General features: G+C 57.8%; 16 protein-coding genes. 12 read left to right on the top strand and 4 right to left on the bottom strand.

Annotation, left to right across the window (positions count from 1 at the left end):
- Positions 1-47: 47 nt before the first annotated feature.
- Positions 48-1001, bottom strand: coding sequence for a sugar ABC transporter substrate-binding protein (locus N7D90_RS15270; protein WP_261738794.1), 954 nt, complete (start codon positions 999-1001; stop codon positions 48-50).
- A 439-nt stretch (positions 1002-1440) separates the two neighbouring features.
- Between N7D90_RS15270 and N7D90_RS15275 the strand changes: the two genes are divergently transcribed.
- From N7D90_RS15275 to lpxO, 4 genes are all read left to right on the top strand, one after another.
- Entirely contained in the window at positions 1441-2520 is a 1080-nt protein-coding gene (locus tag N7D90_RS15275) for an asparaginase (RefSeq protein WP_261738795.1), read from the top strand.
- Between the two features lie 174 nt (positions 2521-2694).
- A complete protein-coding gene (locus N7D90_RS15280) occupies positions 2695-2946 on the top strand; it encodes a DUF1654 domain-containing protein (protein ID WP_248098305.1) in 252 nt (83 codons plus the stop codon).
- 4 nt (positions 2947-2950) lie between these two features.
- Positions 2951-3640: an endonuclease I family protein gene (locus tag N7D90_RS15285; RefSeq protein ID WP_261738796.1), complete on the top strand. Its 690-nt coding sequence runs from the start codon at positions 2951-2953 to the stop codon at positions 3638-3640.
- A 303-nt stretch (positions 3641-3943) separates the two neighbouring features.
- A complete protein-coding gene (gene lpxO / locus N7D90_RS15290) occupies positions 3944-4843 on the top strand; it encodes a lipid A hydroxylase LpxO (protein ID WP_261738797.1) in 900 nt (299 codons plus the stop codon).
- A gap of 123 nt (positions 4844-4966) precedes the next feature.
- Here the strand turns inward: lpxO and copD are convergent, their stop codons facing one another.
- Complete coding sequence (copD, locus tag N7D90_RS15295; protein WP_261742457.1) at positions 4967-5818, bottom strand: copper homeostasis membrane protein CopD; 852 nt, start codon at positions 5816-5818, stop codon at positions 4967-4969.
- Between the two features lie 4 nt (positions 5819-5822).
- Complete coding sequence (copC, locus tag N7D90_RS15300) at positions 5823-6197, bottom strand: copper homeostasis periplasmic binding protein CopC (protein WP_261738798.1); 375 nt, start codon at positions 6195-6197, stop codon at positions 5823-5825.
- Positions 6198-6390: 193 nt separating this feature from the next.
- On the opposite strand from copC, the gene N7D90_RS15305 reads away from it, so the two are divergent.
- A complete protein-coding gene (locus N7D90_RS15305; RefSeq protein WP_261738799.1) occupies positions 6391-6936 on the top strand; it encodes a histidine phosphatase family protein in 546 nt (181 codons plus the stop codon).
- 1 nt (position 6937) lies between these two features.
- Here N7D90_RS15305 and bkdR read toward each other — a convergent pair whose 3' ends face one another.
- A complete protein-coding gene (gene bkdR, locus N7D90_RS15310) occupies positions 6938-7426 on the bottom strand; it encodes a Bkd operon transcriptional regulator BkdR (RefSeq protein ID WP_016781430.1) in 489 nt (162 codons plus the stop codon).
- Between the two features lie 206 nt (positions 7427-7632).
- Here bkdR and N7D90_RS15315 point away from each other — a divergent pair, with 206 nt between their 5' ends.
- From N7D90_RS15315 to N7D90_RS15345, 7 genes are all read left to right on the top strand, one after another.
- On the top strand, positions 7633-8865 hold the full coding sequence (locus N7D90_RS15315; RefSeq protein WP_261738800.1) for a 3-methyl-2-oxobutanoate dehydrogenase (2-methylpropanoyl-transferring) subunit alpha: 1233 nt from the start codon (positions 7633-7635) through the stop codon (positions 8863-8865).
- A 4-nt stretch (positions 8866-8869) separates the two neighbouring features.
- Entirely contained in the window at positions 8870-9925 is a 1056-nt protein-coding gene (locus N7D90_RS15320) for an alpha-ketoacid dehydrogenase subunit beta (protein WP_019826497.1), read from the top strand.
- Positions 9926-11206, top strand: coding sequence for a dihydrolipoamide acetyltransferase family protein (locus tag N7D90_RS15325; RefSeq protein WP_261738801.1), 1281 nt, complete (start codon positions 9926-9928; stop codon positions 11204-11206). It begins immediately after the preceding gene.
- Between the two features lie 2 nt (positions 11207-11208).
- Positions 11209-12597: a dihydrolipoyl dehydrogenase gene (lpdA, locus tag N7D90_RS15330; RefSeq protein WP_261738802.1), complete on the top strand. Its 1389-nt coding sequence runs from the start codon at positions 11209-11211 to the stop codon at positions 12595-12597.
- A 252-nt stretch (positions 12598-12849) separates the two neighbouring features.
- Entirely contained in the window at positions 12850-14235 is a 1386-nt protein-coding gene (locus N7D90_RS15335; protein WP_261738803.1) for a nucleobase:cation symporter-2 family protein, read from the top strand.
- A gap of 154 nt (positions 14236-14389) precedes the next feature.
- The gene (locus tag N7D90_RS15340) at positions 14390-14668 is read left to right on the top strand and encodes a helix-turn-helix domain-containing protein (protein WP_261738804.1); all 279 of its coding nucleotides are present in this window, start codon (positions 14390-14392) and stop codon (positions 14666-14668) included.
- Entirely contained in the window at positions 14631-14966 is a 336-nt protein-coding gene (locus N7D90_RS15345) for a DUF6388 family protein (protein ID WP_261738805.1), read from the top strand. Before N7D90_RS15340 ends, N7D90_RS15345 begins: the two co-directional genes overlap by 38 nt.
- Positions 14967-15063 lie beyond the last annotated feature (97 nt).

Raw genomic sequence — 15063 nt, forward strand, 5'->3', positions numbered from 1 at the left:
TCCGGGCACCCGCCCAACCGGGCAGGTGCCTGCGACAGCGAATTGGATTACTTGTTGATGACCAGTTCGACAGGGGTATCGATGACGCCATCCTTGAGGTTCTCGACCGGCTCTTTCTTGACCAGCTTGAGCGCGGTTTCAATACCAAAAACTGCCTGCTGGGCTGCCGCCTGATCAGCCGTGGCCAATACTCGGCCATCCTTGAGCATCGGCTTGATCGCATCGATATTGTCGTAGCCTACAACCTGCACCTTACCGACCTTGCCAGCAGCACGAATGGCCGACACCGCACCCAGTGCCATGCTGTCATTGCCCGCCAGGATGGCCTTGAGGTTCGGGTACTCGCTGAGCATGCCCGCCGCGACCTTGTTGCCGCCGTCAATTTCCCAATTGCCCGACTGCACCGGCACAATTTTCATCCCGGCTGCGGTCATCGCATCCTTGAAACCTGCAGTGCGCATCTGGGCATTGGTGGTAGTCGATACGCCCTCGATGATCCCCACTTCGTCGCCCGCCTGCAGCTTGGTCGCCAGGTACTCCCCGACTTCACGAGCGCCCAGCCGGTTGTTGGGCCCTACAAACGGCACTTCGATGCCTTTGCTTTTGAGCACTTCGGGATCCAGCTGGTTGTCGATATTGACTACCACGATGCCACGGTCCTTGGCTTTTTTGATGGCCGAAACCAGAGCTTTGGAGTCCGCGGGAGCAATCACCAGTGCATCGACCTTGGCGATGATCATCTGATTGATGATGTCGATCTGGCCTGCGGTATCGGTTTCATTTTTGATCCCGTTGGAGACCAGGTCGAAACTGGCCGAATGCGCTTTCTGATAGTCCTCACCGCCCTTCTGCATGGTGACAAAGAACTCGTTTGCCAACGATTTCATCACCAGGCCAACTTTGGGTTTTTGAGGCGTATCCGCATAAGCAACAGGGAGGGTAAGGGATGCCGCAGCCAGCATGGCGACAGCAAGGAGGCGTCCAGCAAATGGCAGCTTCATGGAAGTAACTCCGATCTTATGATTATTGTGAGCAACGTCCCGCTCGCGCTCCGCCTGACTGCCAAAAACCGTGTCACTGGCAATAGGTCATGGGTGAGAACCTGCAGATGCAGGTTCAAAAAAAGCGGCGCAAACGTTTGCTTGAACCTTACTATGGAAAGCTGGTTGTTATTTGTCAACGTGAAAAAAACCTGCCCCTCACCGACCAGCAGTCGACTCTCCGAACACAAAATCGACTTTTGTTCGGAAAACCGTCTTATTTAATTACAAAATAAATTACCAACAAATTAAATGCTTATAAATCAATTAGTTAGCATCAAAACACAACACTCCTCGCTCTGGCACAAATAATGCCTTTCTAACACCGCTCGTGGCCTAAGGATGGCGCGCGCCGTGCTCGGTGTGTACATCGGCACACTCACTAATAAGAGAAAAAACAATGAAAAATGCTGTGTTGAAAACGATTGTTCCGGGCGCACTGGCCCTTCTGCTGGCACTGCCGACTGTTCAGGCACAAGAAGCTGTCGCCAAACCTAATGTCATCATTCTGGCTACAGGCGGCACCATTGCCGGTGCGGGCGCAAGCTCTGCAAACAGCGCCACTTACACCGCAGCCAAAGTCGGCATCGACAAGCTGATCGCCGGTGTTCCCGAGCTGAGCCAACTGGCAAACGTACGTGGCGAACAAGTGATGCAAATTGCATCCGAGAGCATCACCAACGAAAACTTGCTGCAATTGGGCCGCCGCGTCGCCGAACTGGCTGACAGCAAGGATGTCGACGGTATCGTTATCACCCACGGCACCGACACTCTGGAAGAGACCGCTTACTTCCTGACGCTGGTCGAAAAAACCGACAAACCGATTGTTGTTGTTGGCTCCATGCGCCCAGGCACCGCGATGTCGGCTGACGGCATGCTCAACCTGTACAACGCTGTTGCCGTTGCCGGCAGCAAAGAAGCTCGCGGCAAAGGCGTACTGGTCACCATGAACGACGAGATCCAGTCCGGCCGCGATGTCAGCAAAATGATCAACATCAAGACCGAAGCATTCAAAAGCCCATGGGGCCCACTGGGCATGGTCGTTGAAGGCAAATCCTACTGGTTCCGCTTGCCGGCCAAGCGTCACACCATGGATTCCGAATTCGACATTAAAGACATCAAGAGCCTGCCAAACGTAGGCATCGCCTACTCCTATGGCAACGTCGACGACACCGCCTACAAAGCGTTGGCACAATCCGGCGCCAAAGCCATCATCCACGCTGGCACAGGCAACGGTTCAGTAGCCTCGAGTGTGGTTCCAACCTTACAAGCCCTGCGTAAGGATGGCGTGCAAATCATTCGCTCTTCCCACGTAAACAACGGCGGTTTCGTACTGCGTAACGCAGAGCAGCCTGACGACAAAAACGATTGGGTTGTAGCCCACGACCTGAACCCTCAGAAAGCTCGCATCCTGGCCATGGTCGCACTGACCAAAACCCAAGACAGCAAAGAGCTGCAGCGGATGTTCTGGGAGTACTAAGTCGCACGCTTGAAGCGCTAGCGATTTGAACGTGAAAAGGCCGCCTCCCCTGTGGGAGGCGGCCTTTTTTTGGCGCTGATTAACAGTCGAAGATGCTCGCCAATGCACCAAACAGTTGCCAAATCTAGCGCAGTTAAATACTGTATGCGCATACAGCACACCAAGGATCGCATCATGGCTAAAAAAGCGGCTAAAGAGCCGACCCCTCCAAGCCCCTACGAAATTTTCGGCACGCGTATACAAAAAATCATCAGTTCGCCAAAAGCTCAAAAAGACAAAATGGCGGTACTTGAGCGACTCGAAGGCGACAACCCTGAGTTCTGGGAGCGCCTGCTGGAAGAAATTTCCGAAAACGACAACGTCACCGTTGCCCATCGCGATGATGGCGGGGTCAATATTTTCTGGACCGTGCTTGAGGAAGATTGAGTAAATGAAGGTTCGTTTACTGGCACTGGTCAGTCTCTTCACCGTTCTAAGCGTTCAGGCCGAAGCCCCGCAGACCTTCAGCGCAGCCAAGAAAGTCGCCTGGAAACTCTACGCACCACAGTCCACCGAGTTTTATTGCGGTTGCAAATACACCGGCAACCGCGTCGACCTCAAAGCCTGTGGTTACATCCCGCGCAAGAATGCCAACCGGGCAGCGCGCATAGAATGGGAACACATCGTTCCGGCCTGGCAGATCGGCCATCAGCGCCAATGCTGGCAAAGTGGTGGGCGAAAAAACTGCACACGTAACGATCCCGTGTACAAGGTCGCAGAAGCTGACCTGCACAACCTGGTGCCCAGCATTGGTGAGGTAAATGGGGACAGAAACAACTTCAGTTTTGGCTGGCTACCCGAGCAAAAGGGCCAATATGGCTCGTGCCTGACACAGGTCGATTTCAAGGCTAAAAAGGTCATGCCCCGACCTTCCATCCGCGGCATGATCGCGCGCACCTACTTCTACATGAGCAAGCAATACAATTTACGTCTATCAAAACAGGACCAACAGCTGTACGAGGCCTGGAACAAAACCTACCCCGTCCAGGCCTGGGAACGTCAACGCAACCAGGCGGTCGCGTGCGTGATGGGCCGTGGCAACGAGTTCGTTGGCCCGGTCAACCTCAAAGCCTGCGGCTGACGACATCGCGTCTTTCTCGCCCTGTCACCCGCCGGGGCCCCGCCACAGCTCAGGGGGCCTGCCGAGGTCGATGCCTTAATTCGACAGATTGAGAACCGGCCACCATCCTGCCCGCAACACGACCAAAGACTGTACCCAAAGAGGTGCAAAAACAGCATGAAAAGCTGGAAAATGCCCAAAGTGCTGTTTTAACCTTACGACTTGGCTCCCAACAAGCGACACCAGCGCCCGATATCTCCTACAGGACATCGGGCCACTTGCGTGTATGCAGGGCTGCGTTTCTCCTGACTTGTGACGATACTCTTGAAACTCATCATTATTGCTGTCTACGTTTTGTCCATCGCATATGTCCACCTGCGGGGCAAAGTACGCCATAAGCTGGGGCGCCAGTTGAGCGATCACTCGACCTTCCTGGCACCGATCAATTGTTTTCTGTACCTGTTCTCCAAAGTCCCCAGCCAGCCTTACCTCAAGCCTGCGGACTTTCCCGAACTGCAGCCCTTGCAGGACCATTGGCAGGAAATCCGCGAAGAAGCGCGAAGCCTGATGCAGGCGGGTGAAATCAAGCGTTCTGAACAACCGAATGATGTTGGGTTCAATTCGTTCTTCAAGAGCGGCTGGAAGCGCTTTTATCTGAAGTGGTATGGCGACAATCACCCGTCAGCGGTCGAACTGTGCCCGCGAACCATCGAGCTGCTCAACAGCATCGGCACGGTCAAGGCCGCCATGTTTGCCGAGTTGCCGCCCGGTTCGAAGCTGGTGCGCCATCGCGATCCTTATGCGGGCTCGCTGCGCTTTCATTTGGGCCTGGACACGCCAAATGATCCGGGCTGCCATATCAACGTCGACGGGCAGAGCTACGCGTGGCGTGACGGCGAAGCCGTGATGTTTGATGAAACTTTTATCCATTACGCCGAAAACGCCACGGACAAAAACCGCATCATTCTGTTCTGCGATGTAGAACGGCCGATGCAATATCGCTGGGCCAGCGCCTTCAACCGGTGGTTCAGCCGCACGGTCATGGCCTCTGCCAGTTCACCAAACGATGACAACGACAAAACCGGGGGCTTGAACCGCGCATTTACCCGGTTGTACAAGATTCGCCTGCGCGGCAAAGAACTGAAAAAGCGCAACCGCACCCGTTATTACCTGGAAAAGTGGTTAGTGTTCGGCGCGTTGCTGGGCGTGTTTTTATTGATTTAGACCTGTAGCCGCTGTCGAGGCACGAGGCTGCGATGGGCTGCGATGGGCTGCGCAGCGGCCCCGAAAATTTGAAGGACCTACGGCCCTTATCTCAGCCTCGTGCCTCGACAGCGGCTACAGGAATCAGCGCACCACCAGTGGCGGCAAGGTTCCGAGCAATGAAACCGCAGCCACGGCCGCCAGCCCGAAGAACCACTCAAGTGCCACGCTGCTGCGCAAAATGGCCAAGTGCCCCGCGCGACTCATCAGCAGATTGAACAGCGCCAGCAATAGCATCACGCCCACCAGCGTCACTTTGATCAACAGGATCAGTGCGAAGCCTTCAAACAATGGCGTAGGCCAGAGTGCCCCGGTCAACACTCGTGTATTGATCAGCCCGGTAAGAATGATCCCGGCAACCAACACAAACCCCAGATTGCTGAAGCGCTGCAAAACCGCGCTCACGGCTTGCCCGGCAGGACGTACAAGGATCAGCAACAACCCCATCAGGCCTCCGACCCAGGTCCCGACACACACCAAATGCACCAGTTGGTTGAGCATCAGCAGTTGCCCGCGCCAGCCATCCAGCATCGCGCCGTGCCCCACCGGCGCCAAAGTGGCCAGCAATAGAAAGCTCAGCGTCCACACGAGGTAAAAACGGCCCGGGCGATACAAGGCAATCAGTAGCAACACGCAAAACAGCAGATGAAAGGCCCAGACCTGACCGAAAAAAGTGCTGCCCAGCACCAGCCACAGCGTGGCGGGCTCCAGTGTTTCGGGCCAGCTACCGGCCATGGAATGGGTGGTCAACAATAACCAGGCCACACCGCTGAGCAGTCCCAGCCATGCCAGGCCGCGTTTGACCTTGCGCAGTTGCCGATCAATGTCGATGGCTGGGTAGGCGCCGAGCAGCAAGGGCCTGAATGCACAGGCCCCGAACATCAGCAGCAGCACGCAAAAGTGTACAAACCGGCAGATGACCATTGCGCTGATAATCAACTCAGTTGCTCACCGTAAAACTGTAATCGCCGGTGCTCTTGTGGGTATCGACAGACACTGCGTTCCACTTCACGTTATAGGTGCCCGCTGGCAACGGCTGGGCTGGAGTTACAATCAGGATTTTCTTGTTTGCGGGCTCGGTCTTGATGCTGCTCACTGCAACCGGTGCCTGGTCATGAGTAAGGACGACCTTGGTGAACGCCTGTTCCACGCCCTCGGTAAAAGCCAGACGCAGTTCTTTGACATTACTGACGGTGCTGTCAGCGGCAGGTGTCGACTGTTCCAGATGGGCATGGGCAAATGCCGCGCTGGCACCGGCCATCAGTGTCAGCAACGCAGCGGTATTGAGGATTTTTTTCAAGAAAGCAGCAGACATTGCAAAGTACCTGGAGAGTGAAATACGCGGTCATAATACTAGGGTCTGTTGACGTTTGGTTGTGGCCGCGCCTGGCAAAATTTGACCCAGCGACGCGGTTCACAACGAAACGTCAGACCCTGGCCTAAACTGACTTTAAGGCACGCAGTAACCCCGAAACCAGACACTACGCCTCCCCCGCAAGGATCTCAGCATGCCCATTCGTCTCAGCCTTATTTGTCATGCCCGCACTGAAGCCCAGCGTCTGGGACGCTTTGCGCTGGATGAGCCGGCTGAGCCCAAGGGGTTGCTGCTGGCGGCTGAAATGAGTGTGGCCCTGAAAAAACCAGTACGCATCCTCTGCGCCCCCGAAACCCGAGCCTTGCAAACCGCCCAGGCACTGGGCGGCGAAATTGAAATCGTGCCCGCGCTGGGGGATTACGATATAGGCGACTGGCAGGGCCTGCGTCTGTCAGACCTGCAACAGAGCATGCCCCAGGCACTGACGAGCTGGATCAACAACCCATACTCAGCGCCCCATGGCGGCGAATCCGTGCAAGACCTCTGCCTGCGGGTCAGCGCCTGGCTCGACGAATTTCGTGAAGAGGGCCATTTTGCCGTGGTGACTCATCCCTTTGTCATCCGCGCCGCCATTTTGCATGCGCTGGCAGCCAGCACCGCCTCCTTCAACCTGATCGACGTGGAACCGCTGTCGGTGGTTGACCTGCGCTTCAATGAACGTTGGCGGTTGCGGGTTTAGATTACTCTTCCAGCGTTAGCCCCCCGGGCGGCAGGGGCAACGCCGTTTTGTAGCGCACCTGTTTGAGCGCGAAGCTGGAGCGGATATTGGCCACGCCGGGCACCTTGGTCAAAAAGTCCATCATGAAGCGCTCCAGCGCCTGAATACTGGGCACCAAAACCCGGATCAGATAATCCGGGTCGCCGGCCATCAAATAGCACTCCATGACTTCATGGCGATCGGAAATCGCCGCTTCAAAATGCTGCAGAGCTTCTTCGACCTGTTTCTCCAGGCTGACATGGATAAACACATTGACGTGCAGGCCCAGCATATCGGCATCAAGCAGGGTCACCTGCTCACGGATCAGGCCACGTTCTTCCATCGCCTTGACCCGGTTGAAACACGGCGTCGGCGACAGGTTTACCGAACGCGCAAGGTCCGCATTGGTGATGCGTGCATTCTGCTGAAGACTGTTGAGAATCCCGATATCCGTTCGATCTAGCTTGCGCATGAGATAAAAACACCTGTTTTTTATGTTTATAAAGAATTCTTATCCTTAAATGCTTCAAAGCACAACCAACTACAGAGAAATATTCTTCACCGTCAGGAATATGATTGTTGTAGGACAAGATCTGAATCTCTTATCAGACAGATCTTCGACGTAAAACCTAGCTCCCGCGCCTAATAAACACGACAAGATCGAGCGTAGAGAAAGCCATGAATGAATATGCACCGCTGCGCCTGCACGTTCCCGAACCGTCTGGCCGCCCAGGCTGCAAGACCGACTTCAGTTACCTTCGCCTGACCGACGCCGGTCTGGTGCGCAAACCCCCTATCGACGTAGAGCCTGCCGACACGGCCGACCTGGCCAAAGGCCTGATCCGCGTGCTCGATGATCAGGGCCAGGCCCTTGGCCCCTGGGCCGAAGGCGTATCGACCGAGGTGTTGCGTGCTGGCATGCGCGCCATGCTCAAGACCCGTATTTTCGACACGCGCATGGTGGTCGCCCAGCGCCAGAAAAAAATGTCGTTCTACATGCAAAGCCTTGGCGAAGAAGCCATCGGCAGCGCCCAGGCCCTGGCCTTGAACATCGACGACATGTGCTTTCCGACCTATCGCCAGCAAAGCATTCTGATGGCCCGCGATGTGCCTCTGGTCGATCTGATCTGCCAATTGCTGTCCAACGAACGCGACCCGCTCAAGGGCCGGCAATTGCCGATCATGTATTCGGTACGTGACTACGGTTTTTTTAGTATTTCCGGCAACCTCGCAACACAATTCGTACAGGCAGTCGGCTGGGGCATGGCCTCAGCGATCAAGGGCGACACTAAAATCGCCTCGGCCTGGATCGGTGACGGCGCCACCGCCGAGTCCGACTTCCACACCGCCCTCACCTTCGCTCACGTCTATCGCGCCCCGGTGATCCTCAACGTGGTCAACAACCAATGGGCGATTTCAACGTTCCAGGCCATTGCTGGCGGCGAATCCACCACCTTCGCCGGGCGCGGCGTAGGCTGCGGCATCGCCTCACTGCGAGTTGACGGTAACGACTTTATCGCGGTGTACGCCGCCTCCGCCTGGGCCGCCGAACGCGCCCGTCGCAACCTGGGACCGACCCTGATCGAGTGGGTCACCTATCGCGCAGGCCCGCACTCCACTTCGGACGATCCATCCAAGTACCGTCCTGCAGATGACTGGAGCCACTTCCCGCTGGGCGATCCGATTATTCGCCTCAAACAGCACCTGATTGCCACCGGCAACTGGTCAGAAGAAGAACACGTTGCCGTCAGCGCCGAACTCGAAGCCGAAATCATTGGCGCGCAAAAGGAAGCCGAGCGTTTCGGCACCCTGGCCGGCGGGCAAATACCCAGCGCCGCGACGATGTTTGAGGACGTGTACAAGGAAATGCCCGAGCATTTGCGTCGGCAACGTCAGGAATTGGGGTTATAACCAGATGAACGACAACAATAAAATTCAGATGGAGAACGCCGTGAGTACCAGCACCATGACGATGATCCAGGCCCTGCGCTCGGCCATGGATGTCATGCTTGAGCGCGACGATAACGTAGTGGTGTTTGGCCAGGACGTGGGCTACTTCGGCGGCGTATTTCGCTGCACCGAAGGCCTGCAGGCCAAGTACGGCAGCTCGCGGGTGTTCGACGCGCCGATCTCGGAAAGCGGCATCGTTGGTGCTGCCGTGGGCATGGGCGCTTATGGCCTGCGCCCGGTCGCCGAAATCCAGTTTGCCGACTACTTCTACCCGGCTTCCGACCAGATCGTGTCTGAAGCTGCGCGTCTGCGCTATCGTTCGGCCGGTGAGTTTATCGCCCCGATGACCATCCGCATGCCTTGCGGCGGCGGGATCTACGGCGGCCAGACGCACAGCCAGAGCCCGGAGGCCATGTTCACCCAGGTCTGCGGCCTGCGCACCGTGATGCCATCCAACCCCTACGACGCCAAAGGCCTGCTGATTGCCGCCATCGAAAACGATGACCCGGTGATCTTCCTCGAGCCAAAACGCCTGTACAACGGCCCGTTCGACGGCCACCACGACCGCCCGGTTACCCCGTGGTCGAAACACCCGGCCAGCGCCGTACCCGACGGTTATTACACCGTACCGCTGGACTGCGCCGCCATCGTGCGCCCCGGCACTGAAGTCACCATCCTGACCTACGGCACCACGGTGTATGTCGCGCAAGTTGCCGCCGAAGAAACCGGTATCGACGCCGAAGTCATCGACCTGCGCAGCCTGTGGCCGCTGGATCTGGATGCCATCGTCACCTCTGTCAAGAAGACCCGCCGTTGCGTTGTCGTGCACGAAGCCACCCGCACCTGCGGTTTTGGCGCCGAGCTGATCGCACTGGTTCAAGAGCACTGCTTCCACTACCTGGAAGCGCCAATCGAGCGCGTAACCGGCTGGGATACACCGTATCCGCATGCTCAGGAGTGGGCCTACTTCCCTGGCCCGGCGCGAGTGGGTGCAGCTTTACAACGGGTTATGGAGGTCTGAATGGGTACGCACGTTATCAAGATGCCGGACATTGGCGAAGGCATTGCTCAAGTTGAACTGGTGGAATGGTTTGTCAAAGTCGGCGACATGGTCAGTGAAGACCAGGTAGTGGCCGATGTGATGACCGACAAGGCTACCGTAGACATTCCCTCCCCCGTCGCTGGCAGAGTCCTGGCCCTGGGCGGCCAGCCCGGCGAAGTGATGGCAGTGGGCAGCGAGCTGATCCGCATCGAAGTCGAAGGCGCGGGAAACCTGCGTGAAAGCGCCCAGCCTGCCGCTGCACCAGCACCGGTGGCCGCCGCCCCTAACATTGCGCCACAGGCCCGCGTCGAAGTCGCCGTGGTTGCGTCGCCCGCGATTAAAGCCGCAGCGGTGCTACGGGCTGCACCTGTCGCCCGCGAAGCCAATGAACGCCCACTTGCCTCCCCGGCCGTGCGTAAGCGCGCTTGGGATGCCGGGATCGAGCTACGCTTTGTAGTCGGTAGCGGCCCTGCTGGCCGTGTGCTGCATGACGACCTGGATGCTTACCTGGCACAAGACACCAGCACCAGCGTCGCGCCTGCCAGTGGTTACGCCAAACGCAATGATGAACAGCAAATCCCGGTAATCGGCCTGCGCCGCAAAATCGCCCAGCGCATGCAGGACGCCAAACGCCGCGCGGCGCACTTCAGTTATGTCGAAGAAGTAGACGTCACCGCACTCGAAGAACTGCGTGCCCAGCTCAATCAGAAGTGGGGCGAAAGCCGCGGCAAGCTGACCTTGTTGCCGTTTCTGGTACGGGCGATGGTCGTAGCCTTGCGCGATTTCCCGCAGATCAACGTACGCTACGACGACGAAGCCCAGATCATCACTCGCTTTGGCGCGGCGCATATTGGCGTTGCGGCACAAAGCGACGCAGGCCTGATGGTGCCGGTGGTTCGCCATGCCGAAACCCTGAACCTGTGGGGCGCCGCCGATGAAATTGCCCGGCTGGCCAATGCCGTACGCACCGGCAAAGCCACCCGCGAAGAACTCTCCGGTTCGACCATTACCCTGACCAGCCTTGGCGCGTTGGGCGGCATTGTCAGCACGCCGGTGGTCAACCTGCCCGAGGTGGCGATCATTGGCGTGAACCGTATCGTCGAACGACCAGTAGTGGTCAAAGGCCAGATCGTGATCCGCAAAATGATGAACCTCTCCAGCTCCTTCGATCATCGCGTGGTCGATGGCATGGACGCGGCACAATTTATCCAGGCCATGCGTGGCTTGCTCGAACAACCTGCCACCCTGTTTCTGGAGTGAACATGCAGCCAACACAACACACCACGCTGCTGATTATCGGTGGCGGCCCTGGCGGCTATGTCGCGGCGATCCGCGCTGGCCAGCTGGGTATCCCGACGGTCCTGATCGAAGGCCAGTCGCTGGGCGGCACCTGCCTGAACGTCGGCTGCATCCCGTCCAAGGCACTGATTCACGTTGCCGAGCAGTTTCATACCACCCAGCGCTACAGCACCAACAGTTCGCCACTGGGGATCAAGACCCAAGCGCCGACTCTCGATATCGGCCAGAGCGTGCAATGGAAAAACGGCATCGTTGACCGCCTGACGACCGGCGTTGGCGCGCTGCTGAAAAAGAACGGGGTCAAGGTCATTCATGGCTGGGCCAGGATCCTCGATGGCAAGGCGGTTGAAGTCGACGGGCAACGCATCGAATGCGAACACCTGCTGCTGGCCACCGGCTCACAAACCATTGATCTGCCGATTTTGCCGATTGGCGGAGCAATTATTTCGTCTACCGAAGCCCTGCAGCCAACAGCCATTCCCAAGCGCCTGACCGTGGTCGGCGCCGGGTATATCGGTCTGGAACTGGGTATTGCCTACCGCAAGCTCGGTGCCGAAGTCACGGTGGTAGAAGCCCGTGATCGAATCCTGCCGACTTACGACAAGGATCTGACGCTGCCGGTGGCCGAGTCCCTCAAGGCGCTGGGCATTACCCTGTATCTGGAACACAGCGTCGAAGGATTCCAGGCCAGCACCAAAACCCTGTCCATGCGCGACCGCATGGGCCAGAGCCAGACATTGGAAACCGACCAGGTGCTGGTTGCTGTCGGGCGCCGTCCGCGCACTCAAGGCTACAACCTTGAATCCCTGGCGCTGGCCATGAATGGCCCGGCAATTCGCGTGGACAACCGTTGCCACACCAGCATGCGCAACGTGTGGGCGATTGGCGACCTGACCGGCGAGCCGATGCTGGCTCATCGGGCCATGGCCCAGGGCGAGATGGTCGCCGAAATCATTGCCGGAAAGCAGCGCGAGTTCAGCCCTACGGCCATTGCTGCGGTGTGCTTTACCGACCCGGAGATCGTCGTGGTCGGCAAAACTCCGGCTGAGGCTGAAGCGGCGGGCCTGGACTGTATCAGTGCCAGCTTTCCGTTCTCCGCCAATGGCCGGGCCATGACCCTGGAATCCAAAACCGGGTTTGTGCGGGTTGTGGCACGCCGTGATAACCACCTGATTGTTGGCTGGCAAGCCGTGGGCGCGGGGGTTTCCGAGTTGTCGACGGCCTTTGGCCAGTCAATGGAAATGGGCGCTTGCCTGGAAGACATCGCTGGCACCATTCACGCTCACCCGACCTTGGGTGAAGCTGTGCAAGAAGCCGCGCTGCGTGCTTTGGGGCATGCGTTGCATCTGTAACTAAATAGGTAAGAACCCCCGTAGCAGCTGCCGAAGGAACGAGGCTGCGTTCGGCGGCGCAGCCGTCGTAAAACCTGAAGTCGCGGCCTATCAGTAAAATCGCGGACTCAGGTTTTACGATTGCTTCGCAATCGAACGCAGCCTCGTTCCTTCGGCAGCTGCTACGGGGGGTTCTTATAAGGTGGCAATCCAACGCTGGGCGTAATGGCCCAAGACCAGTAGAATCGCGCTCTTTTTTCCAGGGCGCTCGCCATGACCTCTCTCAAAACCCCACATGAAGCCGAGTCCCGAACCAGCGAGCTGGTCTTCGGTCTTGAAGACCGTCCCAAGCCGTGGATCGGCTTTCTCGCAGCGCTGCAACATCTGTTGGCCATCATCGTACCGATCGTCACGCCCGGCCTGTTGATCTGCCAGGCGCTGGGCGTCTCCAGCCGCGATACCAACCTGATCGTCTCCATGTCGCTGGTCATCTCCGGCATCGCCACCTTCGTCCAGTGCAAGCGCTTCGGGCCTTTCGGCGCCGGGTTGCTGATCGTGCAAGGCACCAGCTTCAACTTTGTCGGCCCGCTGATTGCGGGTGGCGCGCTGATGGTCAAGCAAGGCACGCCGGTCGAAGGCGTGATGGCTGCGATCTTTGGGGTAGTGATTGCCGGTTCGTTTGTGGAAATGGGCATCTCGCGGGTTTTACCCTTTGTAAAACGCATGATCACCCCGCTGGTCACCGGCATCGTGGTGCTGATGATTGGCCTGACGCTGATCAAAGTCGGCCTGATCAGCATGGGCGGCGGCTTCACTGCGATGGGTAACGGTACATTTGCCAATGGCGAAAACCTGCTGCTGTCGGGTGTGGTACTGGCGATCATCGTCATCCTGAACCGCATCCCGCTGGTATGGATGCGCAGTTGCGCCATCGTTATCGCACTGGCCGTGGGCTATGCACTGGCTGGCTACCTGGGTCGCCTGGACTTCACCGGCATGCATGAAGCCGAACTGTTCCAGGTGCCGATGCCTTTGCACTTCGGTCTAGGCTTCTCCTGGGCGCTGTTTATTCCGATGTTGGTGATTTACCTCGTCACCTCGCTGGAAGCCATTGGCGACGTGACCGCCACCAGCAAGGTATCGCGCCAACCGGTCGAAGGCCCGGTCTGGATGCAGCGCATCAAGGGCGGCGTGCTGGTCAACGGCGCCAACTCGTTTCTGGCGGGTATTTTCAATACCTTCCCCAGCTCGATCTTCGCCCAGAACAATGGCGTGATTCAGCTCACCGGCATTGCCAGCCGCCACATTGGCGTATGGATTGCCGGCATGCTGATTCTGCTGGGCCTGTTCCCAAGCGTGGCCGGTGCCATTCAGGCCGTGCCAGAGCCGGTGCTTGGCGGTGCAGCAATGGTGATGTTCGGCGCCGTAGCCGCCTCGGGGATCAACATTCTGGCCAGCATCAACCTAGACCGCCGCGCTCTGCTGATCATTGCCGTCTCCCTGGCACTGGGCCTGGGTGTGTCGCAGGTGCCTGAGTTCCTTGCGCATATGCCTGCAGCTCTGCGCAACGTGCTGGAGTCGGGCGTGGCCACTGGCGGTATCTGCGCCTTGCTGCTGAACTGGTTCCTGCCAGAAGCAGAGAAAAACCCCGCGCTGTAAACGACTACGCACAACAGGATCGCCTTGGGCGATCCTGCTTGGCTTTAGAGCTTCGTCTTACAGATAATGACCAGTTAGCGCCTCAATTCTTTCCCTATTTCTCCGTTTGTCTTACTCTTTTCAACACCATTAATGCTTGGCTTTGGCGACGTGAATGAGTACATACGGTGAGCGGCTGAAACACGAGCGTCTACGCCTGAAACTGACACAGGCACAACTGGCCGTTGCAGGTGGCGTTGGGCGCCATGCGCAAAGCGGCTATGAGCGCGACATCACCCTGCCCCGCGCCGATTACCTGTCGGCCATCACGCAGTCAGGCATTGATGTGCTGTTTATCATCACCGGCCGCCACTCCCTGAATATCGACACCCCTGCGTTCTTACCTGGAGATCGTTGTGACCGAACCCGGAACCAATCATCAAAAAGCCCTTGATCGATTTCTCACTGAACACCCTGAGCTGGTCGAAGAACTTGATACGTTAAATCCATTGGCTGCCCGCGCGGTGGGCCAGTCGATGAAGGAGTATCGCCAGGAGCGCTTGAACGAAGCCTTTGAAGCCGAAGCCGAACGCCTGGGCTTTTTTGCTTGGGAACTGACGCTTAAGTTGACCAGCGCCAGCGCGCAGGAATTTGAGGCCCAACGCCTTGAGGTCCACCGCGAGGTGGCGCAAATGGCCGGCATGGACTGGGCTGAATACTGCGAATTGCATGGTCTTGAAGGTGCAGCCTGACTGAGCACTTGTAGATACTCTGTTCCAGAGCCTGCTCGCGAATGATCTCTGTAGCCGCTGCCGAAGGCGGCGATAAGGTCCGCAGGACCTTCGATTC

This window comes from Pseudomonas fragi, assembly GCF_025426255.1.
Classification (GTDB): domain Bacteria; phylum Pseudomonadota; class Gammaproteobacteria; order Pseudomonadales; family Pseudomonadaceae; genus Aquipseudomonas; species Aquipseudomonas kulmbachensis.

What these genes read in the sequence shown, in the direction of transcription:
- N7D90_RS15320 (WP_019826497.1), top strand. Translation starts at nt 8,870, where the DNA reads ATGAACGACAACAATAAAATTCAGATGGAGAACGCCGTGAGTACCAGC.
- N7D90_RS15335 (WP_261738803.1), top strand. Translation starts at nt 12,850, where the DNA reads ATGACCTCTCTCAAAACCCCACATGAAGCCGAGTCCCGAACCAGCGAG.
- N7D90_RS15280 (WP_248098305.1), top strand. Translation starts at nt 2,695, where the DNA reads ATGGCTAAAAAAGCGGCTAAAGAGCCGACCCCTCCAAGCCCCTACGAA.
- N7D90_RS15270 (WP_261738794.1), bottom strand. Translation starts at nt 1,001, where the DNA reads ATGAAGCTGCCATTTGCTGGACGCCTCCTTGCTGTCGCCATGCTGGCT.
- N7D90_RS15340 (WP_261738804.1), top strand. Translation starts at nt 14,390, where the DNA reads ATGAGTACATACGGTGAGCGGCTGAAACACGAGCGTCTACGCCTGAAA.
- N7D90_RS15275 (WP_261738795.1), top strand. Translation starts at nt 1,441, where the DNA reads ATGAAAAATGCTGTGTTGAAAACGATTGTTCCGGGCGCACTGGCCCTT.
- N7D90_RS15285 (WP_261738796.1), top strand. Translation starts at nt 2,951, where the DNA reads ATGAAGGTTCGTTTACTGGCACTGGTCAGTCTCTTCACCGTTCTAAGC.
- bkdR (WP_016781430.1), bottom strand. Translation starts at nt 7,426, where the DNA reads ATGCGCAAGCTAGATCGAACGGATATCGGGATTCTCAACAGTCTTCAG.
- lpdA (WP_261738802.1), top strand. Translation starts at nt 11,209, where the DNA reads ATGCAGCCAACACAACACACCACGCTGCTGATTATCGGTGGCGGCCCT.
- copC (WP_261738798.1), bottom strand. Translation starts at nt 6,197, where the DNA reads ATGTCTGCTGCTTTCTTGAAAAAAATCCTCAATACCGCTGCGTTGCTG.
- N7D90_RS15325 (WP_261738801.1), top strand. Translation starts at nt 9,926, where the DNA reads ATGGGTACGCACGTTATCAAGATGCCGGACATTGGCGAAGGCATTGCT.
- N7D90_RS15305 (WP_261738799.1), top strand. Translation starts at nt 6,391, where the DNA reads ATGCCCATTCGTCTCAGCCTTATTTGTCATGCCCGCACTGAAGCCCAG.
- N7D90_RS15315 (WP_261738800.1), top strand. Translation starts at nt 7,633, where the DNA reads ATGAATGAATATGCACCGCTGCGCCTGCACGTTCCCGAACCGTCTGGC.